This is a genomic window from Collinsella aerofaciens (assembly GCF_040926185.1).
Taxonomy (GTDB): Bacteria; Actinomycetota; Coriobacteriia; order Coriobacteriales; family Coriobacteriaceae; genus Collinsella; species Collinsella aerofaciens_BC.
Genome location: NZ_JBCOIQ010000010.1, coordinates 38,086 through 58,747 on the forward strand (window position 1 = coordinate 38,086; position 20,662 = coordinate 58,747).

Here is a 20,662-nt window from a genome sequence, read left to right on the forward strand (position 1 = left end):
GAGCCATGTCGGTCAAAAAGCGGAGCGCTGAGATACTTCGTCGTCTCGTCGATGCGCCGAGTCATCGCTTAAGGCTCAGTGCACTCATGGATGACTATCGTATTTCGGAGAAGACGCTCAGGGCCGACATTGCCTCCTCCGCAGCGTTCGCTCAGGATCCGCGCGGCGACTCTATGGTCGAAGTATCGGAGAATCATGTGTTGCTAGCTGCGGGCGCTGATGTTGAAGGCCTTGCGGATCTGCTCGACAGTATGGACTTATACGATTACCGCCTGTCATTTGATGAACGCAAGTTTTTTATTGCCTGCACACTCCTTTCGCTTGGCTCTGACGAATGGTGCTCGATGCAGCAGTTGGCGGACGCGATGTATGTGACGCGCAACACGGTAATTTCAGACGTTAAGGCCGTCGATGATTATCTGGCGGGTTACGGGATTGCCCTGGTGAGTAAGAGCAAGCGGGGGCTTCGCATCGAAGCGACTCCTGACCAGGCGGGCAATCTGGTTATCGATCTGTTTTCTGAAGTCTTGGCCCAACGACTGTGCCGCCACGACTATTTTTCTCATTTGATTTCACAAGTTCTTGGCGCTCAAATTGAGATCGACGACCTGTTGGATGCGATGCGCACGTTCTTGAAGAGCAAGAACATCTTTTTGGCTGTGACTGTTGAGATTGAAATAGTCGCCAGCTTGATGGTCGCACTTGGTTTCAGTGGAGATGCCACATCGATTTTCGCTGATGCAGGCGGTACGCTTGACTGCGTTGGGACACAAGATCGTCCGCTCGACGTTATTGGCCAACTGGTGCAGTTTGTGGCATCCAAGCTGGATATGGGCGTTTTGAATGGTGGTCGTATCGCTACCATTGAGCAGATGATTTTGGATCGCAATTTATCGCCCCATATCAGGCGCTTTGATGATTTTGATTTGTACTGCGCCATCACTCATTTTCTGTTGTTGGTGGCACGCGAAATCGACATTGATATTCAGAATGACGATCTATTGGTAGAGTCCCTTCTCTCGCACCTTAAGAGCGTCTCGAATTGGAGTTCCGATGCCTTTGAGGTCGGTGTTTCCGGGCCGTCTGGAGTGATGGTCGGTATGGTGCAAAAGGCGGCGGAGCCGCATTTTCACGTACTCGAGGATTACCTCAATCGCGCCATGGATGATTCGATGCGCGCAAGTGTGGTGATTCACATCTGCGCTGCACTTTATCGCTCTGAAAGCTCTATGCGCTCGTGCAACGTACTCATTTCGTGTCCGTCCTCGGTTGCAACGAGTAAATATCTCGAGGCGCAGATCGCTCAGTACTTCAAACTCAATATTTGCGGCGTTGTCCAAACTGCCGTGATAGAAGCGGGGGAGGCGTCACTCGATGGAATCGACTTTGTCATCTCGACGGTTCCGTTGACTAATATTTCGATTCCAGTGGTGGTCGTGAGCCCTGTTCTTTCAGTCGATGACATCAATCGCGTGCAAGCGCATGCTTTTAAGCAGAGCAGGCGAGAGGGACTGCCGGTTAAGGACGGCCCTTCAATTATTTCTGAGCTTTGTCGTGTATATGAACAGGGCAACGCTCGCAAAACGGCATATCTCAACCATGAGCTTGCTGCGGTTTTGGAACGAGTGAGCCGAATTGAGACGGAGACGACGAGTTCATCTCCTTTGCTTCGTATGCTCGATCGCCGTTTTATCCGTGTTGAACGTGCGACGCTTCCGTGGCGTGAAGCGATGCGTTGCGCGTCGGCACGGCTCATGAACGAAGGCTATTTTACTTCTGCATATGTCGATAAGGCGATTGATAACGTTGAGGAGTATGGCTCCTATATCATCGTTAACCAGGGGATCGCGCTTGCCCATGCGGGCAGCGAAGATGGGGTCCATAAAGATGGACTCAGCCTATTGGCCTCACGGGAAGGCGTTGAATTCGATGAGGGCGATCGCGTTCATCTGCTATTCTTCTTTTCACAGGTGGGTAATGGCGATTATCTAGAGCTGTTCCGCGAAATAATTCGACTCGGAAACGACCAAGCCGGTATGGCCCTTATCTGTGATGCCGAATCGGCTGAAGATGCATATCAGTCCTTAGTTGAGATGCTGGCAGATTATGGGGCCGTGGCATAGATTGGTCTCTTGATTCGTTTTCCTCCGGCCCTGTCAGATCGCGTTGAGGCGAGGAATAGGTAGCGCGGCGCCCGTCGGCGAGATTGCCGGCGGGCGCCGTTGTCGTGTGGGCGGTTATGTCGTGCGGGCTGCGGTTGAACGCCCGGTCCTGCGCTCTACAGCGAGTCGATAAAGCGCTGCTGGGCGGCGCGGCCGGCTTCGTCCCACTTAAAGACGCCGGCGTTGTCGAGCACGTGGCCAAACACCACGCCGACCTCCTCGTGCAGGATATCGATGGCGTTGTCTGCCGTAAGCTCGTCGGCGCGGCGGGCAAAAACGTCTTCGGCCCATGCGGCGTGGTTGCGGCATAGATCATCGCCCTCGAGCGCGCTAGCAAGGTCGTAGCTGGCATCGACCTTGGCCGCCAGCAGGTGCTCGCGGACAGCGCCGAGCTCGGGAACCAGGCGCGGCGGAAGAATGGCCAGGCCCATGACCTCGATCAGGCCGATGTTCTCCTTCTTAATGTGGTGGTACTCGGCATGCGGGTGGAACACGCCCAGCGGATGCTCGTCGGTCGTGATGTTGCAGCGAAGCGCCAGGTAGGCCTCGTAGATTTCGCCGCCGGCATTTCCGCGAGAGTCGACGCGGCGGATGACGGGCGTCACGGTGTTGTGCGCCACGCCATCGGCTGTGTACGCGATGACGCCCACAGACTCATCGGTCCACTCGCGCCAGGCGAGGATAATCTTCTCGGCAGCGTCGAGCAGCTGAGCGCGGTCATGCGAGCGCAGGCGCAGCACCGAGAGCGGCCACTGCAGCACGGTACCGCTGACCTGGTCAAAACCGGGCACGCTAAACTGCGAGACCTCGGCGGCATGCATCATGGGGAACTCGTGCGCGCCGCCCTGGAAGTGGTCGTGCGACAGAATCGAGCCGCCCACGATGGGCAGGTCGGCGTTGGAGCCAATAAAGTAGTGCGGGAACAGGTCGACAAAGTCGAGCAGGCAGGTCAGCCCCTTGCGGTCGACGTGCATCGGACGATGCTCGGAGCTCATGGCAATGCAGTGCTCGTTAAAGTACGCGTACGGGCTGTATTGGAAGCCCCAGCGCTCGCCGTCGAGCTTAATGGGGATAACGCGCAGATTCTGGCGGGCGGGATGGGCGCCGCCGTCGGCTGCAGCGGAGCGTCCGGGATAGCCCTCGTTTTCGATGCAGAGCTGGCAGGCGGGATACTTCTCGCCCGTGTTTTTGGCGGCGCCGGCCGCGGCAATATCGCGCGGGTCCTTTTCGGGCTTTGACAGGTTGATGGTAATCTCGAGGTCGCCCCAGTTGGTGGGGGTGCTCCATTTGATGTTGCGCGCGATGGCGGCACGGCGCACGTAGCCGGCGTCGCAGCACAGGCCGTAGAACCAATCAGTCGCGGCGCGGGGCTCGTTGACGCCCATGCGGCCGTTGAATTCCTCGTTTACAACCGAAGGCCTCGGCATCAGCACGCCCATGATGCGCATGGCGATGCGGTCGCGGCCCGATACCGTGTCCTCGGCAGCACCGTTGGCAACAGCCGCCTCGGCAAGCGCGGCAAGTGTGCCTTCAAGGTCAAAGTTGGGCAGGGTATCGGGGTGCAAGAGCGAGAGTTTCTCGACCTGGAGCGCCCAGGCCATGTCGAGCGCCGGGCCCGTGGCGCCGATGCACTCCAAAATGGTGTTGTAGGCCCAGATGCGATCGTCCTGTCGGATCATCGATCGATGGATGGCATACTCAATCAAGCCCTGCGCGGCCTCGCGCACGTCAGTCATTACAGCCATGCCGCGTAAGCCCCCTTGTCAGAAATTGCGTAGTGGCGGGCAGAGCCCTCGCCCAGCCAGCCGTTCATCTTGGCAATGAAGGTGTCGACCAGGTCGAGCGGCACGAAGGCCTGGATGGTGCCACCAAAGCCGCCACCGTGGATACGGACGGCGCCACGGCCGTCGAGCACGTGCTCGGCCAGCGCCAGGGCATACATGGAGGGCTGCTCGGAGCCCAGCTTGGCAACGACATTCTGTAGGTACATGGCAGAGCTGGCGCCGGACTCGCGCGTCAGGACCAGGAACTGATCGATGTCTCCGGCGTTCAGGGCAGCCCAGCGCTTGTCGACCAGGCCGTTTTCGTACCAGTAGTGAACGGCGCGCAGGCAGGCGCGGTCGCCCAGCTTGGCGCGCAGCTCGGGGAGCTTGGCGTCAAAGACCGCCACGTTTACCTCGCACAGGCGTGCCTTGCCAAACTCGGCAGCGACGTCCTGCATCTCGCGCGGAACGGCGGCGTAGTCGTCGGTGGCGGCCACGTGGTCGGCACCGACCTTAACGAGCACGAGCGCATAACCGTGATCCTCAAAGTTGAGCTCGAGCTTCTGGGTTTTAGGCTGAGCCTGGTCCTCAAAGTCCATGTAGGCAAGGCCGCCCAGGCACACGGCGGCCTGGTCCATCAGACCGCAGGGCTTGCCGTAATAGTTGTTCTCGGTGCGCTGGCTCATCTGCGCGAGCGCGACGGGCTCGATGGCGGGTGCGCCCCAGAGGGTTTCCATGGCGCGACCGTACGCGGCCTCGACGGCGGCAGAGCTGGAAAGACCGCCGCCCGAGGGGACGGAGCAGGTGAAGGCGAAATCGAAGCCGTGGGGCTCAACGCCAAGGGCTGCAATCTCGTGGGCCATGCCGCGGACGAGGCCCGCGGACGTGCCCTTCTCGGACTCTTGAATATCCAGCGTGTCGAGCATGATTTCAAACGTAGGATAGCCCTCGTCGGCGACGCGAATCTTGTTGGAGTCGGTTGCCACGGCGATGCCGTCAACGGCGACATCGAGCGAGCCGGCGATAACGTGGCCGCCCTCGTGGTCGGTGTGGTTGCCGCTGATCTCGGAACGGCCGGGCGCGTGCACGTAGAGCACCTGGCGGTCGCCGATGGGGCCAAACTCCTCCTCAAATAGCTTGGCGAGCGTGGCGAATGTCTTTTCGTCGGGGGTGGTCATGGGAGTCCTTTCCTTGGCGCGCCCGGGTGGGTTTTGCGTCGTTATGAGTACGTTAACAACTTAAAGCGGCATGAACCAAGTGTTCACGATACCGCACGTTACGGGCTATGTTAACGTACTCATAACACATCGCTTGTCACTTTTTGAGAATCTGGTAATCGGTAGAAATACAGCCGTGAACGGTATTGCCGTATGGACTTATAAAGCAGAAGAGATGCGGATTGAAAAAGTAGAGTACGTTAACATGCGTCCGACGATAGCGGGCCTCGGCGCGGGCTAAACTCCTGCCCGGGCCGGCATTCACGCTATTCAGATCTCGCAAGGGTGAAGGTGATCCTGTGGCAAGGCGCCCGTCCAACGATACAGGTACGCGTCCGGTCTCCATGGCCGACGTCGCCCGCGCTGCTGGCGTTTCGCAGCAGACGGTTTCGCGCGTCGCCAACGGCTTGCCCAACGTTAACGAGCAGACGCGCCAGCGCGTGCAGTCCGCTATGCAAGAGCTCGGCTTTCGTCCGAGTTATGCCGGTCGCTCGCTGCGCGACGGTCGATACCATTCGGTTGGCCTATGCGTCAACGATGTCACCAAGTTTGGCAACCTCTCAATGATCGACGGCATCGCCAGCGCTGCTCGCGAGCATAATTGTGCCATCACGCTGGTCGAGATGTCCAAGACCGAGGAGTTTTCGCTTGCCGAGGCCACGCGTCGTATGGCCGCACTGCCCGTGGACGGCATCATCATCGGCATGAGCCGCATGGCGCCCGATTTTGAGACGTTTGATCCACTGCCGGGCATTGGCACGGTCATCGTTACCATGTATGCGCACCCGCGGGTGACCACGGTCGATTCCGATCATTACGGCTGCTCGCTATTGCTTATGGATCACCTGTTTGAGCTGGGGCACGAGCAGATTCGCTATATTGGCGGCCCGTCGTTCTCGGTCGACGAACAATTTCGTCGCGCCGGTTGGCAGGATGCACTCGAGCGTAAACACATCGAGCCGGCAGAGCCGCTCGAGGGCGACTGGTCTGCAAACAGCGGCTACGAGGCCGGCAGGCGCCTGGCCGAGCACGATCACACCATGACGGCGATTTACGCGGCAAACGACCAGATGGCAAACGGCGCAATTGCGGCGCTGCGCGATAGCGGCCTGCGTGTGCCCGAGGACGTGAGCGTGGTGGGCGTCGATGATTCGCTCGATGATTTTGTGGCACACAACGAGCTCACGACCGTGCGATTCGATCTACATCAGCGCGGACGCGAGGTGTTTGAGCATGCGGTTCCCGAGGCGGGTACGGCGGGCAAAACCGTTGCCATTCGTATTCCCGGCCAGCTCATTATTCGACATAGCACGGCGATACCACGCTCATAGTTTACGCAGGTAAACGGCGATTTATCGTATTTCAATAACAATCGGTAAGGATGCCGGCAGATAACAGTTGGAATGCTGCCGAGTGCTATGATAGACGGGTTATTTTGTCTATCTAGGAGGCTTTGCCTGATGGAGATCACCAAGGATATCCGCTACGTTGGCGTCGACGATCACGACATTGACCTGTTCGAGGGCCAGTACGATGTGTCCGAGAACGGTATGGCATACAACAGCTACGTTATCTTGGGCGAAAAGATCGCTGTCGCCGATTCAGTCGACGGCGGTTTTGTTGACGAGTGGCTCGGCAACCTCGAGGCCGTGCTCGATGGCCGTACGCCTGACTACCTGATCGTCCATCACATGGAGCCCGATCACTCCGCCGGTATCGCCGCCTTTATGGAGCGCTATCCCCAGGCACAGATTGTGGCCAGCATGGGCGCCTTCCGCATGATGGTCAACTACTTTGGCACCGACTTCCCCGAGCGCAAAATGGTCGTCAAAGAGGGCGATGTGCTCGATCTGGGCGGCCACAGCCTGACCTTTATCGGCGCCCCCAACGTTCACTGGCCCGAGGTGATTTTCTCCTACGAGTCCACCGACAAGGTGCTCTTTAGTGCCGACGGCTTTGGCAAGTTCGGCGCCAACGACATCGAGGATCCGGAAGGGTGGGCCTGCGAGGCTCGCCGTTACTACTTTGGCATCGTCGGTAAGTTTGGCAAGTTCGTGCAGGCCGTCCTCAAGAAGGCCGCCGACCTGGACATCCAGATCATCTGCCCGCTCCACGGCCCCGTGCTGACCGAGAACCTGGGCTACTACCTCGACACCTATAACACCTGGTCGAGCTATCAGCCCGAGGACGAGGGCATCACGATCGCCTATGCGAGCGTGTATGGCCATCTGAAGGCTGCCGTCGAGGAGCTCGCATCTGCGCTCGAGGCTCGCGGCCAGAAGGTCTCCGTCTTTGACCTTGCTCGCGACGACATGGCCGAGGCCGTTGAGGATGCGTTCCGCTACGACCGTCTGGTGCTCGCCTCCATTACCTATCAGGGCGAGATCTTCCCGTGCATGAGCACCTTTATCCACACGCTCGCCGAGCATGCCTACCAGAACCGCACCGTGGCGCTTGTCGAGTCCGGTTCCTGGGCGCCCGCAGCTGCCAAGGTTATGACCAAGGAGCTCGAGGGCATGAAGGACATCACCCTGACGCAGAACAAGGTGACTGTGCTGGGCTCGCTCAACGACGCCTCGCGCGCCCAAATCGAGGCCCTCGCCGACGAGCTGTCCAAGTAGCGATATATCGCTTTTAACGCTCAAACCACCACGAAGGGGACAGGCACCTTTGTGGTGGTTTTTGTTTAAGCGCCGGCGATGACGAGGGCTGGACGTGAGCTGTCAGTGGCCTCGGCGATCGAGGTGGCGACGGCATGGTCGGGGTCACGGTCCATCACGATGGAGTCGACATCGGCAAGCTCGGCAAAGCGGTACATGCCGCGTCCGTTAACCTTGCTGGCGTCCATGAGGGCGACGCTTTGATGGGCCGCGGTGATCATAGCCGTTTTGGTCTCGGCCATCTGGGGAAAGTCGGTCGTAAAGCCGCAGCTGGGGACAAAGGCGCCGGGGCACATGACGGCCAGATCGGCATGGACCATTTGGAGCGCCTGCATAGTGAGCGGTCCGTACAAATAACGATGGCCTTTGCGCAGCGCCCCGCCCAGCATGACGACATCGACTGAGGGCATGCTCTCGTCGATGTAATCGGCAATGGTAATGTCGGCCGTGATGACGGTGATACCGTCGCGCTGATCGAGGAGCCGGACGAACTCGAGCGCCGTGGTGCCCGAGTCGACGAGCAGCGTGTCGCCGTCATTGACGAGCTCGATGGCGCTTTGCGCGATGGCCTGCTTGGCGGCGACGTTGACATTGATGCGGCGATCCTGCGTGGAGACGGTCAGACGTTTGTGGAGTGATACGGCACCGCCGTGCGTGCGGCGCAGCTTGCCTGCTTCGGCGAGCGCGTCCAGGTCGGCGCGGGCGGTGACGGAGGACACGCCAAAGGTCTGGGCGATTTCTGCTACCTGCACCGAGGCATTATGATCGAGCATTTCCATAATGGCGGTACGGCGTTCGTCGGCAAAGGCACGGTTGGTGGCTTGGGCCATGCTTGCTCCATTCTCGGCTAAATTTGCAGGAATTGTGTTGACTCTATTTTCGTTCATTTTCTTTTTGAGTAAGAAAACACCTTTCGATTACTTATCTTTTCTATAAAAGAAAGACGCTGAACGCCCAAAATTCAATATCGAACATGTCCACTCGGCTCATATTCCTTCCGTTTACTTTTCAAAAACGACTGTATTGACCTGCATGGGCTCAATATCTCGCGCGTGTAAAGCCGCTGAATTTCATACAATGAGCGCAGAAAAACGCAAGGTAAAACGCCTTGTGAACAACTACGCCCGATGTCCAGATGCGGGCGAGGGAGAGGAGCAAACGCTCATGGCACTTGTTACCACCGAAAAGATGCTCAAGGACGCTCAGGCCGGCCACTACGCTGTTGGCGCTTTCAACGTCGAGAACCTCGAGTTTGTTATGGCCGTTCTGGCCGCTGCCGAGGAGACCAAGTCCCCCGTCATCATGCAGACCACCCCGGGCACCATCAAGACCGCTGGTCTGGACTACTTCTACGGCATGGTCAAGGCTGCCGCCGAGCGCGCTTCCGTGCCCGTCGCTCTGCACCTCGATCACGGCGATGGCTATGACCGCTGCATGCAGGCTTTCCGCACGGGCTACACCTCTGTCATGATCGACGGTTCGCACGAGTCCTTCGAGGACAACATCGCCCTGACCAAGTCCGTCGCCGATGCTGGCCGCGCCATGGGCGTGCCCGTCGAGGCTGAGCTCGGTAAGGTTGGCGGCAAGGAGGACGACGGTCCCGCGGTTGAGGGCGAGAGCCCCTACACCGATCCGGCCGAGGCCAAGGAGTTCGTCGAGCGTACCGGCTGCACCTCCCTCGCTATTGGCGTTGGCACCAGCCACGGTGTGTACACGAGCGATCCGCACATCGAGCAGTCCGTGGTCAAGGCCATTCGCGACGCCGTCGACGTGCCGCTGGTTCTGCACGGCACCTCCGGTGTGCCCGATGAGCAGGTTGCCGAGGCCGTGAAGAACGGCATCTGCAAGGTTAACTACGCCACCGAGCTGCGTCAGGCCTACACCAAGGGCTTCATGGCCTACATGGCCGAGAACCCCGCCTGCTTCGATCCCAAGAAGCCGGCCAAGGAGGGTATGCGTGAGATCACCGAGCTGGTTAAGATCCGCATGACCAACCTCAACTCCGTGGGCAAAGCAGAGTAACAACAAGGGTACTCTGATCCCACCGGACGGTTTGGGCGGGTCCCGTACTTAGTTTCCAAAACGTCCTCGCGCATGAAGGCCCCCGTTGTCTCGCTTCTTCGAAGCGTTGACAACGGGGGCCTTCGCGCTGCGGAATGATTTTGGAAACTAAGTACGGGACCCGCCCAAACCGTCCTGCTCAATCGCCCTTGTGGCGTTAGGTCTGAAAATAATAAGAAGCCTTCGCGCTGCGGAATGATTTTGGAAACCAAGTACGGGACCCGCCCAAACCGTCCTGCTCAATCGCCCTTGTGGTGTTGGGGCTGAAAGGGTGGGGCGCGGGGGTTACTTGGTTGTTAGGGTTAGCAGGTCGTTGGGGGTTTCGAGGTTGTAGGTGGCATTTGGGATGTCTTGGTGTGATCCCCATGCCGCTCTGGCAAAACTGACCCCTGCCGAAGTTGCGCATTGTTCGTCGTAGACGGTGTCGCCAACGTAGACGACGTTGCCAGGATTCGCGCCCGTACGCCGGAGATATTCGAGCATGGGAGCGGGTGCGGGTTTATGTTCGGTTGTGTCTTCGACAAGGATGATGTGCTCAAAATACTTATCGAAGCCAAGGGGTGCAATTTCTTCTGCGTATTCATTGCGCGCACGTGAGGAGACGATGCCAAGTTTGCAGCCGTTGTCGGAGAGTGTTGCGATAACTTCGTGCAAGCCGGGAAACACGCTGATGGTGCTTTTAAAGCTGGCGGCAACTTGGCACCAGCGATCCAGCGTTGCCTGTGAGTAGATCCCAAGTTTCTCAAGGGCGTTCTTGCCGGGTATGCCGAGGGCAAATTCAAGCTCGTGTCGGGGGAGCGTTTTGCCGGTTTCTTCTTGGATAATCTGGCCAAGCGATGACAGCACGCTTTCTTCTGTATCTGCCAATGTCCCATCAACGTCAAACACGATATAGTCAAAGTACTTCATATAGTAGCTCCTATCCGTTGTTTGCCTGCAAGTTTGATGCAGTGACAGAAGAAGGGCTAGCGGGATTTCTGCCTGGTACTATCGAGATTCTGCCTCGCTGCTCGATAGCTCGAAGGAGTGCATCCCATTTGTTCTTTAAATACCTGGCCAAGATGGCTTGCTGTCGCAAAGCCGCATTGGCGCGCGACTGTCTGGACCGTTCGCGTGGTGTGTGCCAAAAGTTCGCAAGCACGGTTTACGCGGTATGCGCGCAGATATGCCGCCGGGGTCGTTCCTGCGCAAGCTTCGATAATGCGGTAACACTCTCTTTCGCTTACGCCGGCTGCAGATGCCATCTGGGGCACATCTATAGCGGCTGCATAGTTTGCGCGGATATAGTCCAGGATTGCCTTGAACTGTACGTCGCGGTTGGTCATCCAAGAGGCGTTGTCGGAGGAAAAGAGCGGTTCGGCCTTGGCGTAAATCTGAATCCAGAGCTCTGACAAGCTATTCCGAAGCGCCATCTCGTTCTGCGGCCGTTGAAGGTCGTGGTTAAAGGAACTCTTTAGCAAATCGATAAAGGGCATATCGTCGGGGTTGGTGGGCGACCATTTGAGCACATCGACGCCTCGACATTGCAGCAAAGGATTGATATAGCGCTTTTGAAGGCGTCCCGCGGGATCGCCGAGCATCGACGGCTGAAAGATATGCAACATTTGAATGGCCGGTGCCGAATTGGGTGATTGCAGCGTGCTGTGCAAAACGCCGCCGTTGATAAAGCCGGCGGACCCTTCCTCAAAGCGCACGTGTTCATGAGCCGCGCGCGTTCGATAGCCAATCGCTCCCTGCTCCATGTAGAAAAGCTCAACTTCGGAATGCCAGTGCCAGGGGACGGAATTGCCCGGATAGCGAGCGAATTCTGCGCGTTCGGCAATATAGGGCCAGTCTTCGGCGGTCTCGGGAAACGCTTCCTCGCGTCCTCCGCGGTGCAATTCTATGTGATCCATGTTTCGCATGGCATCAGTATAAAGCGCGATGGGCTTAGATTGCTCTTGCCTGTTCGGGGAACGCCTTGTCTAGAGATGCTTGGAGCTTTTCGAACGATGCTCGCAAGTTGTGGCTCTGGTTTGTTGAGCGTTTGGCTTTTGTGGCGGGGGAGTCGAGGAGACTGTTTCTCTGTGTCGGGGGGAAGGAGAAAAGGTTTGCATATTTTAGGGATGGCTGCTGTGTTGCGTCATTGGAAGAATGCATGCTTATGCGGCCTCCTCGATGTCCACCAAAAGGTTGCGCACGGGGTTTGCTGCTAGGTCCCGTGCGTTGGCAGTATTATGCCGCGGCTGTTGCAAAGAAGCGCTAAAGAAAGGCTTAATCAGGTTTGATGTAACCATGAAACCGCAGTTCAAGGCTATCGAGTAACACTCTTGAAAGGTTTTGAGCTTAAGGGCTTTCTAAGGTTTGTGGCGCGGGTGTGGTTAGCCTGTGTGGGGCGTGTGGACGGCTCGTTCCTAGCGCTGCGGCTCTGCGGCCCGCACCTGTTCGATGACCTTTTCCATGGTGGCGTCGATGCGGTCCTTTTTGAGTTCGCATTCCCAGATGGTTATGGGTGTCCAGCCCATTTGAGTGAGTGCTGCCACGGCAGCGCGGTCACGCTCGACGTTGCGACGGAACTTTGCCTCCCAAAACTCAACGTTGCGCTTGGGCTGGCTAGGGTTGCACTTGGGGCAGCGGTGCCAAAAGCAGCCGTTGACGAAGATGGCAATCTTGCGCCCAGGAAAGGCGATGTCGGGCTTGCCGGGAACCTTCCATTCCAGGCGATAGCCGGTGAGGCCCGCTGCGCGCAGGCGCTGGCGAACGAGCAGCTCTGGCTTGGTATTGGCGCGCTTGTTGCCCTTCATGGACTTTTTGATGGCGGCGCGACGGCGGACCAGTTCGCGCTCGTCAGCGGAGAGGTCCGAGGTATCGATGCCGTCGAGCAGACCGGGCTTGGGACGCTTCTTGCTGCGGCGCTTAGGTGCGCGCTTGGGTTTGGTGGCGGGTTTGTCGGCTGTGTTGGGCACGGCGTCATCGGCGGAGCTTGTCTCGAGTCGGTCTTCCTTCAGATCAATCAGGGCATCGATAAGCCCCTTGTCGGCGGGCATCCATTCCACCGTGGCAAGCGAGGCGCGCGGAATCCAGCGGATATCGAGCTGGCGGTCGTGCTTCTGGGGTTCATCGGATTCATCGGCGAGCGAGCAGTAGTAGCACTCCATGGAGAGATGGAAATCGGGGTAGTCATACTCAACGGTATAGAAATCGCGCAGGTTGGTGACTTTTACCTGCAGCTCTTCCATGAGCTCGCGGCGTACGGCGTCCTCGGGCGTCTCGCCGCGCATGAGCTTGCCACCGGGGAACTCCCAAAGTCCCAGCATGTCGCCATAGCCGCGCTGCACGGCAAGCAGCTCGTCAGATCCTTCCTTGCGAATGATCCCAGCGGCAACATGAACAGTCTTCAACAGGAGTCCTCTCTCAATATCAACACGTGGCAGGGTAGCTACCCGTACCTTACACAACGGTAAGGCAAGCGTAAGCCATATCGATGGTAGCCGACTCGTCTTCTTGCGACTATAGATGCCGTAGACTAATCGCAAGAAAGGACTCGGTATGCAAACCACGCAAGCAGCGACCCCGGTACTGGAGGTCGCGCATCTCGAAAAGGTATACGGTGCGCTGGGCAATGTGACCCGCGCGCTCAACGACGTTAGCTTTACCGTCAATCGCGGCGAGTTCGTAGGCATCATGGGCGCCTCGGGCTCGGGTAAGTCGACGCTGCTCAACTGCGTGTCGACCATCGACAGCGCCACGAGCGGCATCATTCGCATCAACGGCCAGGATGTGACGCGCATGAAGCAGGCTAAGCTCTCGCAGTTCCGCCGTGATGAGCTCGGCTTTATCTTCCAGGACTCCAACCTGCTCGATACGCTCACAGCACGCGAGAACATCGCCCTGCCGCTCACCATTGCCCGCACAAACTCGGCAGAGATCTCGACCCGCGTGCAGGATGTGGCCGCGCGTCTGTCTATCAGTCAGGTGCTCGACAAGTATCCCTACCAGATGTCCGGCGGTCAGCAGCAGCGCGTTGCCGCGGCCCGCGCGCTCGTCACCGACCCCACCATGATCATGGCCGACGAGCCCACCGGCGCCCTCGATTCCAAGAGTGCCCGCCTGCTGCTCGAGAGCCTGGAGGCCCTCAATCGCCGCCTGCGCGCCACCGTGCTCATGGTCACGCATGACAGCTTTGCCGCCAGCTACACGAGCCGCGTGCTGTTTATCCGCGACGGCAAGATCTTCACCGAGCTGCGCCGCGGCGACACCGACCGTCGCGAGTTCTTCGACCGCATTATGGAGGTCGTTGCCATGATGGGCGGTGAGGGCTCCGATGCTCTGTAAACTCGCTTGGGGTAACGTCCGCCGCGCCGGCCGCGACTACCTCGTCTACCTTTTGACGCTCACCCTGGGCGTCACGGTCTTCTATGCTTTTAACACCATCTCGATGCAGGTCGACATCGCCGGAATCGATGAAGAGGGCTTGGCGCAGGTTATGGGCAGCATGCTCGGCGTCCTGACGTACTTTTTGGCCGGTGTCATGGCCTTTTTGATGGTGTACGCCAATAACTTCATCATGAAACGCCGCAAGAAGGAGTTTGGCCTGTACCAGGTGCTCGGCATGGGGCGCGGGCGCGTCGCCACGATCATGGCGCTCGAGACCGTGATCGTCTCGGTCGTGGCCTTTGTCGCCGGCATTGTGCTGGGTATGGGACTCTCCCAGCTCATGACGTTCTTTACGGCCTCGCTCTTTAAGACACAGATCGCCAATTTCCACTTCTTTTTCTCGGTGCATGCGTTCAATCTGACCCTTGCCTGCATGCTCGTAATGTTTGTGCTCACGCTACTGCTGAACCTTCGCGCCGTGCGTCGTACCAAACTCATCGAGCTTATGGGTGCCGAGCGTCGCAACGAGAGCATCAAGACACGCAACCCCTGGATCGCGATTGCCATCTTTGCCGTGGGCGTGGTGCTTGTGGGCGTGGCCTATTACCGTCTGCTACGTGATGGGTTCCCGCTAACCGCGACGGACAGCAAGCTGCAAGAGGCTATGAACCAGTTTGGTATTACGACCGCTATGGTTACCGTGGGCACCTTTGCCCTGTTCTGGGGACTCTCGGGCATGCTCATCAAGCTGCTGCAGAGCCTGCGCAGCGTGTATTGGCGCGGCCTCAACATGTTTACCGTGCGCCAGCTTGCGGCCAAGGTCAACACGGTGTGCTTTTCGATGGGCGTCATCGCGATGCTCCTGTTTTTGGCCATCACCTCGGTGACGTGCGGTATGTCGATTGCCAATGTGATGAACGAAAACCTGGAGCGCTATAACCCTGTTGACGTGTCTCAGGGGTATGTCTATTACACGCCCGATACGCTCGACTACTACAAAGAATATGTCAATCCGTCTGAAGCCGACCGCATGGTGCTAGCCGATACAACGGTCGATTTGTACTCCGCATGGCACGGCAAGGGCAAGTCGGCGGACAACAACGACGAGACCGGCAAGAAGGTCAATATCGCCGATGTTGCCGGTGAGCATGTTCAGATCGATTCGTATCTGAGTTACCCGTTTGGCGGTTCGAATCCTTCGGTGTCTGCGGGTGAGATGTGCAAGACCATGGGCGAAAAGCTCCCCAAGGCGCTCGGGGGTAGCAATGCCGATACGATGGATCTGTTTGTGACGCCGGCGAGCCAGTACAACAAACTGCGCCAGATGATGGGCGAGGAGCCGGTGAGCATTGGCCGCGACCAGTACCTGCTTACGTGTGATATGGGCGGTGAGCTGGGCGACCTGTACACCAAGTACATGGCCGGCGGCCATACCCTCACCTTGGGCGGGCATGAGCTCAAGCCCGCAACCGATAAGTCGGACAAGGACACGGCGGCCATCGCCAACTCGGCGATGGGCAGTAATCCGGGTACCGTCGTCGTTGCCGACGAGCTGTTGTCCCAACTTAATCTGCAGCCGTATTCCAGTAGCCTGCTCGTTAATTACAAACAGGGGATGGATACGACCGAGGCAGACGAGAGCGTTAAATACACTTTGCTCGACAATCTGCTCGTTGACGGCAAGGAGCCAGGGTCATGGGGAATCTTCATCACACGCTCCGAGGTGTACACGCAAGCAGCGCAAATGAACGGCATGATTAGCTATCTGGCCATCTACATTGGCTTTGTACTGGTCGTTGCGTGCGCGGCGATACTGTCGATCCAGCAGCTCTCCAATGTGGCCGACGGCAGCCGCAGCTATCGTGTGCTGGCGCAGATTGGCTGCGATGACCGCCAGATCCGTCATTCGGTGATGGCGCAGCAGGCGGTGTTCTTCCTGTTCCCGCTGGCAGTGGGCCTGGCGCACTCCTTTGTGGCGCTCAAGGTGATTATCGAGCTGGTGAGCATATTCGGAGATATGAGCATCGGCGGCACCGTGGGCCTCACCTGTGCAATCTTCCTGGCAGCATACGGTGGCTACTTCCTGGTGACCTACCTCATGAGCGCCGGCACGGTACAAGCTGCCATCGTCACCCGCTACAGCGAGTAACAAGCGGGCAAAACGGTCGCAAAACCAGAGCGAATAACCGCCGCGAAGGGAGTCCAGCTCCCTTCGCGCCGGTATTTTGCGTATCTAGAGCATCTCAGATGCAAGTGAGTAGGCTTTTTTGGATCTGCCGAGCACATCGCGGCAAGTGCTCAATAAAATCGACGGTCAGGGCTGTGGCGTTTTGAGGTGTGCCCGGCATCTCGCCAAAAGCCTACTCACTTGGTTTTACTGCTAGAAAACCGCCGCGAGGGAAAGTAGCTCCCTCGCGGCGGTTTTTGGTGTTTGCCCAGATAAAACCTGCCAAAATAAACCTGTCCCTTTTTGGCAGGTTATCGCTTCCAAAAGTGGAGGATGAGCGTCGTGCGGTTTTGCTGTTCGGTTTTGACCAGGATGTTGTGGATGTGGGTCTTGACGGTGCCCACGGCAAGGAATAACTCGTCAGCGATCTCTTGGTTCGATTTGCCCAGTACGACCAGACGCATAACTTCGGTCTCACGGTTGGAGAGCTTGTAGGCGTTGCGATAGAAGGGCATCTGCTCTTCGATGTGTCGATCAAGATCGCTGACGTTCTTTTCCTCGGGCGCCTCCTGCATGCGGATTGAAAGCACGTGGTAGGAGTAGATGATCAGCAGAATCGCAAAGTAGCAGGCAAAGACGTTTTCGCTAAAGTTGCGCTCGGACAGATATAGTTGCAGCCAAGAGGGCGCCAGACTCATGGGGACAATCAGAATGTTGTAGAAATCCTCGGCAACGATGCAGCCAACCAGAATGGCGCCGATAATCAGGTGTTTCTTTTGGTTGTTAACACGCGCCTTCAGCTCAACCTTCGTACTCTTGCGAGCCGTCCAAAAGATATACAGTCCCACAAAGATGAGGAACACCTGACGCATGGTGTAGTAAAGCCACTGGTGCATGGGGCCATAGGGGACGGCAACGATAATCAACAGCTCGCTTACCAAGAACGTTGCGACGGGAATGACGAACAGCTTTTTAGAATGCTTGTCGAGCAAGTCCATGGCGATCAGCCAAATAAAAGCCTGCGAAGCGGTCGCCACGAGGGTCCGCAGCACAGGCATGGTAATTGAGTAATAGTCGCTGGCCGGAAAACTCTGGTTTTGCAATGTGTATTCAAAAAAGAAGATCTCGGTCATCTCGATGGCGTAACAAATAAAAACACCGCTGCCATAGATAAAAAAGCGTCGACGGGACGAGGCATAGGCGGCAAGCGAAAGCACTGCCGTCACAATACAGATAACGAGTATCGCTAGGGTGTAGAAGAACATGAGCGTGTTCATCTGTCGCCGTCCCATCTCATCTGATCTTTGGATAAGCTCCGTAAACCCTACGGATATACCGCCCTCAACCGTATGTCCCGTTGCGGATTAGAGGACGTGATACAGCATAGCCGTATACCGTTCGCGGTTCTAGATGGTAAACCCCCTGTAAACTCTTGACCTGCGGGTTTATATTGGTTTAGAGGGGGTGTAACTCCGTGAACGGTCTTTAATCCCGAATAAACTAGGTAAAAATTGCATACGGGTGAATGATGGTCTTGTCAACACGAGGCGTGATGTTCGAGCGCCTCATAGTAATAGTCGGCAAGACCGGCGGAAAGGAAATCGACATGGCACTGCCTAAGGATTTCATCGACACCAACGACTTCACCAAAGAGCAGATCTTGGCTATCGAGGATCTTGGCCTGGCAATGAAGAAGGCCATCAAGGTTGACGGTTATTATCCGCACCTGCTCCGCAACAAGAGCCTTGGCATGATCTTCCAGCAGGTCTCCACCCGCACTCGTCTTTCCTTCGAGACCGCTATGACCGACCTCGGCGGTCATGCTCAGTTCTATGGCCCTGGCACCATCCAGCTCGGCGGTCACGAGTCCCTGGGCGACACCGCTCGCGTTATGGGCTCGCTGCTCGACATCATGATGGCTCGCGTTGACCGTCACAAGGACGTCGTCGGCCTTGCCGAGGGCTCTGCTGTGCCCGTCATCAACGGCATGTCAGAGTTCAACCACCCCACGCAGGAGATGGGCGACCTCATGACCATGCTCGAGAACCTCCCCGAGGGCAAGAATATCGAGGACTGCACCCTGGCCTTCATCGGCGACGCCACCCAGGTCTGCGTCTCCCTCATGTTCATCGCCTCCAAGGTCGGCATGAAGTTCGTCCAGTTTGGACCTAAGGGCCACCAGATCCCCGACGGCGGCCTGCACGTTGGCACCGTCGAGGAGCGCGCCGAGTTCGGCAAGCAGATGATGGCCATCGCCGAGGAGAACTGCAAGGTCTCCGGCGGCTCTGTCGTCATCTCCGACGACATCGAGTGCATCAAGGGCGCCGACTTCATCTACACCGACGTGTGGTATGGCCTGTACGACGAGGAGGTCTCGGGCGAGAACTACATGGACGTGTTCTATCCCAAGTATCAGGTCACCATGGACATGATGAACTTTGCCGGCCCCAACTCCAAGTTCATGCACTGCCTGCCGGCCACCCGCAACGAGGAGGTCGTCGACGAGGTCATGGACGACCCCGAGCGCTCCCTGTGCTGGGTCGAGGCCGAGAACCGCAAGCACTCCATCCGTGCTCTCCTTGCCGCTCTGGGCAAGCGCACCCCGCTCAACGACGAGGGTGTCGAGTACTCCGCCAAGGCCGAGCTCCACGCCGCTCTCGAGGCTCTCGAGCAGCTCTAAGCCCCAAGGCTTTTAAAAGCACGTTTGCGGGCGGCGGATGCTCGTCTCCTGTCGCCCGCTCACCGAGGCCCAAGCGATTGCCTTAGTGCCTTGGGCCTCGGATCTGTCCAAGACTGAGCAAAGGAGCTCATCATGAGCGACGGAAAGAAAAAGCTTTCCTTCTTGACGGTCATTTCGACCATCATCTGCGTCGTCTTCGTCTGCGAGGCCGCCGCGCCTGCTGCTGCCATTGGCAACCAGCAGTTCTTCTGGTGGATCTTCCTGATCCTGACCTTCCTGCTCCCGTATGGCATGGTTGTCGCCGAGCTCGGCACCACCTATGACGGCGAGGGTGGCATTTACGACTGGGTACGCGATGGCCTGGGCGACAAGTGGGGCGCCCGCATTTCGTACTACTACTGGGTTAACTACCCGCTGTGGATTGCCTCGCTGGCTACCATGTTCCCCGACATTCTGGGCATGGTCTTTGGCGTTGAGTTCAATCTGATCGCCAAGATGGGTATCGATCTTGCCTTTGTGTGGATCGTCTACCTCATGGGCCGCTCCAAGGCGGCTGACTCCGAGTGGGTCCTCAACGGTGGCGCCATCATCAAGGTCGCTGTTGCCGTTGTCGTCGGCGCTCTGGGCATTTGGTACGCCATGGAGAACGGTTTTGCGAACGATATGTCCGCTACCACCTTCCTGCCCGAGCTCACCAACACCAACGCCCTCGGTTACCTGTCGATCATCATCTTTAACTTCATGGGCTTCGAGGTCATCTGCACCATGACCGACGACATGGCCGATCCTGCTCGCGATATCCCCAAGGCAATCATCGTCGGTGGCCTGTCCATTGCCGTGATCTACCTGTTCGCCGGCTTTGGCATCGGTGCCGCCGTGCCGGCCGATTCCATCGACCCCGACTACGGCATGATCTTTGCCGTCCAGACCATGGTGGGCGACTCCATGATCTTCAAGGTCATCTGCATCGCCTTCCTGATCACCCTGTTCGCCAACATGGCTGCTTGGTCCTTCGGCGTCAACTCCGTCGCTCGCTATGCTGCCGAGCACGGCAACATGCCCAAGATCTTTGCTTCGATGATCTCGGATGACGACATGCCTAACGGCGCCAACCTGGTCAACGCCATCGTTGCCTCCCTGGTGCTGTGCCTGCAGCTGGTTCCCATCGACGCCATCTCCAACGGTGTCTTCTGGATGCTCTTCGGCACCTCCGTCGTCTTCCTGCTGCTCACCTACATCCCGATGTTCCCGGCGTTCCTCAACCTTCGCAAGAACGACCCCAACCGTGAGCGCATCTTCACGTTCCCGTTTAAGGGCACCATGATGAAGGTCATGCTGGCCATTCCTTGCATCGAGCTGGTCCTGGCCATCGTCGCGACCTTGATTCCGTTCTCCGCCGCTGAGATTGGCGACAAGGTTCCGATGATCGTTATCTTCATCGTGCTCGTGCTTATCGGCGAGGTCGTCCGCGTCGTGAGCGCTAAGGGCCGCGAGACCGAGTACAAGGGTCTCACTCCCGAGCTGGCTGCTCAGCGTCTCGCTGAGGAAGCCGAGGAGGACTAGAGCACCCGGATTCGGGGCTCCAACCCTCATCAC

Annotated in this window: 15 protein-coding genes; 8 read left to right on the forward strand and 7 right to left on the reverse strand. The window is 57.9% G+C overall.

The genetic code is table 11. The features are described 5' to 3' along the window. Window positions 1-5 precede the first annotated feature (5 nt). The gene (locus AB5750_RS05900; protein ID WP_368145811.1) at window positions 6-2,123 is read left to right on the forward strand and encodes a BglG family transcription antiterminator; all 2,118 of its coding nucleotides are present in this window, start codon (window positions 6-8) and stop codon (window positions 2,121-2,123) included. A 155-nt stretch (window positions 2,124-2,278) separates the two neighbouring features. On the opposite strand, the gene AB5750_RS05905 is transcribed toward AB5750_RS05900, so the two are convergent. Further along, window positions 2,279-3,907: a UDP-glucose--hexose-1-phosphate uridylyltransferase gene (locus AB5750_RS05905; protein WP_195543951.1), complete on the reverse strand. Its 1,629-nt coding sequence runs from the start codon at window positions 3,905-3,907 to the stop codon at window positions 2,279-2,281. Further along, window positions 3,898-5,103 carry a galactokinase gene (locus AB5750_RS05910; protein ID WP_368145812.1) on the reverse strand — a complete coding sequence of 402 codons (1,206 nt, stop codon included), beginning with the start codon at window positions 5,101-5,103 and terminating at the stop codon, window positions 3,898-3,900. Before AB5750_RS05910 ends, AB5750_RS05905 begins: the two co-directional genes overlap by 10 nt. Before the next feature lie 383 nt (window positions 5,104-5,486). Between AB5750_RS05910 and AB5750_RS05915 the strand changes: the two genes are divergently transcribed. Together AB5750_RS05915 and AB5750_RS05920 are read left to right on the forward strand one after the other, a co-directional pair. Then, complete coding sequence (locus AB5750_RS05915) at window positions 5,487-6,473, forward strand: LacI family DNA-binding transcriptional regulator (protein ID WP_368145825.1); 987 nt, start codon at window positions 5,487-5,489, stop codon at window positions 6,471-6,473. A gap of 129 nt (window positions 6,474-6,602) precedes the next feature. Then, on the forward strand, window positions 6,603-7,763 hold the full coding sequence (locus AB5750_RS05920; protein ID WP_368145813.1) for an FprA family A-type flavoprotein: 1,161 nt from the start codon (window positions 6,603-6,605) through the stop codon (window positions 7,761-7,763). A gap of 65 nt (window positions 7,764-7,828) precedes the next feature. Here the strand turns inward: AB5750_RS05920 and AB5750_RS05925 are convergent, their stop codons facing one another. Beyond that, the gene (locus AB5750_RS05925) at window positions 7,829-8,632 is read right to left on the reverse strand and encodes a DeoR/GlpR family DNA-binding transcription regulator (RefSeq protein ID WP_368134925.1); all 804 of its coding nucleotides are present in this window, start codon (window positions 8,630-8,632) and stop codon (window positions 7,829-7,831) included. 334 nt (window positions 8,633-8,966) lie between these two features. Here AB5750_RS05925 and AB5750_RS05930 point away from each other — a divergent pair, with 334 nt between their 5' ends. Further along, the gene (locus tag AB5750_RS05930) at window positions 8,967-9,824 is read left to right on the forward strand and encodes a class II fructose-bisphosphate aldolase (protein WP_022095149.1); all 858 of its coding nucleotides are present in this window, start codon (window positions 8,967-8,969) and stop codon (window positions 9,822-9,824) included. A 324-nt stretch (window positions 9,825-10,148) separates the two neighbouring features. Here AB5750_RS05930 and AB5750_RS05935 read toward each other — a convergent pair whose 3' ends face one another. The 3 genes from AB5750_RS05935 to vsr all read right to left on the reverse strand — a co-directional run bounded on the left by AB5750_RS05935 (window position 10,149) and on the right by vsr (window position 13,243). Next, entirely contained in the window at window positions 10,149-10,772 is a 624-nt protein-coding gene (locus AB5750_RS05935; protein WP_271746985.1) for an HAD family hydrolase, read from the reverse strand. A gap of 56 nt (window positions 10,773-10,828) precedes the next feature. Next, window positions 10,829-11,758, reverse strand: a complete 930-nt coding sequence (locus AB5750_RS05940) for an AraC family transcriptional regulator (protein ID WP_195543956.1) — start codon at window positions 11,756-11,758, stop codon at window positions 10,829-10,831. A gap of 498 nt (window positions 11,759-12,256) precedes the next feature. Continuing rightward, window positions 12,257-13,243: a DNA mismatch endonuclease Vsr gene (gene vsr / locus AB5750_RS05945; protein ID WP_368145814.1), complete on the reverse strand. Its 987-nt coding sequence runs from the start codon at window positions 13,241-13,243 to the stop codon at window positions 12,257-12,259. 148 nt (window positions 13,244-13,391) lie between these two features. Here vsr and AB5750_RS05950 point away from each other — a divergent pair, with 148 nt between their 5' ends. Beyond that, window positions 13,392-14,177 carry an ABC transporter ATP-binding protein gene (locus tag AB5750_RS05950; RefSeq protein WP_368145815.1) on the forward strand — a complete coding sequence of 262 codons (786 nt, stop codon included), beginning with the start codon at window positions 13,392-13,394 and terminating at the stop codon, window positions 14,175-14,177. Then, window positions 14,167-16,368, forward strand: coding sequence for an ABC transporter permease (locus tag AB5750_RS05955; protein ID WP_368145816.1), 2,202 nt, complete (start codon window positions 14,167-14,169; stop codon window positions 16,366-16,368). Before AB5750_RS05950 ends, AB5750_RS05955 begins: the two co-directional genes overlap by 11 nt. Window positions 16,369-16,697: 329 nt before the next feature. On the opposite strand, the gene AB5750_RS05960 is transcribed toward AB5750_RS05955, so the two are convergent. Further along, window positions 16,698-17,663 (reverse strand): response regulator transcription factor, encoded by a 966-nt coding sequence (locus AB5750_RS05960; RefSeq protein ID WP_368145817.1) that lies wholly within the window; start codon window positions 17,661-17,663, stop codon window positions 16,698-16,700. A gap of 329 nt (window positions 17,664-17,992) precedes the next feature. Here AB5750_RS05960 and ptcA point away from each other — a divergent pair, with 329 nt between their 5' ends. Together ptcA and AB5750_RS05970 are read left to right on the forward strand one after the other, a co-directional pair. Further along, window positions 17,993-19,066: a putrescine carbamoyltransferase gene (ptcA, locus tag AB5750_RS05965; RefSeq protein WP_368145818.1), complete on the forward strand. Its 1,074-nt coding sequence runs from the start codon at window positions 17,993-17,995 to the stop codon at window positions 19,064-19,066. Window positions 19,067-19,198: 132 nt separating this feature from the next. Then, a complete protein-coding gene (locus AB5750_RS05970; protein WP_368145819.1) occupies window positions 19,199-20,629 on the forward strand; it encodes an APC family permease in 1,431 nt (476 codons plus the stop codon). The last annotated feature ends 33 nt before the right edge of the window (window positions 20,630-20,662 follow it).

Coding starts and splice junctions, on each gene's coding strand:
- AB5750_RS05970 (WP_368145819.1), top strand. CDS start 19,199: ATGAGCGACGGAAAGAAAAAGCTTTCCTTCTTGACGGTCATTTCGACC.
- AB5750_RS05960 (WP_368145817.1), bottom strand. CDS start 17,663: ATGAACACGCTCATGTTCTTCTACACCCTAGCGATACTCGTTATCTGT.
- AB5750_RS05940 (WP_195543956.1), bottom strand. CDS start 11,758: ATGGATCACATAGAATTGCACCGCGGAGGACGCGAGGAAGCGTTTCCC.
- AB5750_RS05935 (WP_271746985.1), bottom strand. CDS start 10,772: ATGAAGTACTTTGACTATATCGTGTTTGACGTTGATGGGACATTGGCA.
- AB5750_RS05910 (WP_368145812.1), bottom strand. CDS start 5,103: ATGACCACCCCCGACGAAAAGACATTCGCCACGCTCGCCAAGCTATTT.
- AB5750_RS05905 (WP_195543951.1), bottom strand. CDS start 3,907: ATGGCTGTAATGACTGACGTGCGCGAGGCCGCGCAGGGCTTGATTGAG.
- AB5750_RS05955 (WP_368145816.1), top strand. CDS start 14,167: ATGCTCTGTAAACTCGCTTGGGGTAACGTCCGCCGCGCCGGCCGCGAC.
- AB5750_RS05920 (WP_368145813.1), top strand. CDS start 6,603: ATGGAGATCACCAAGGATATCCGCTACGTTGGCGTCGACGATCACGAC.
- ptcA (WP_368145818.1), top strand. CDS start 17,993: ATGGCACTGCCTAAGGATTTCATCGACACCAACGACTTCACCAAAGAG.
- AB5750_RS05915 (WP_368145825.1), top strand. CDS start 5,487: ATGGCCGACGTCGCCCGCGCTGCTGGCGTTTCGCAGCAGACGGTTTCG.
- AB5750_RS05950 (WP_368145815.1), top strand. CDS start 13,392: ATGCAAACCACGCAAGCAGCGACCCCGGTACTGGAGGTCGCGCATCTC.
- AB5750_RS05900 (WP_368145811.1), top strand. CDS start 6: ATGTCGGTCAAAAAGCGGAGCGCTGAGATACTTCGTCGTCTCGTCGAT.
- AB5750_RS05930 (WP_022095149.1), top strand. CDS start 8,967: ATGGCACTTGTTACCACCGAAAAGATGCTCAAGGACGCTCAGGCCGGC.
- AB5750_RS05925 (WP_368134925.1), bottom strand. CDS start 8,632: ATGGCCCAAGCCACCAACCGTGCCTTTGCCGACGAACGCCGTACCGCC.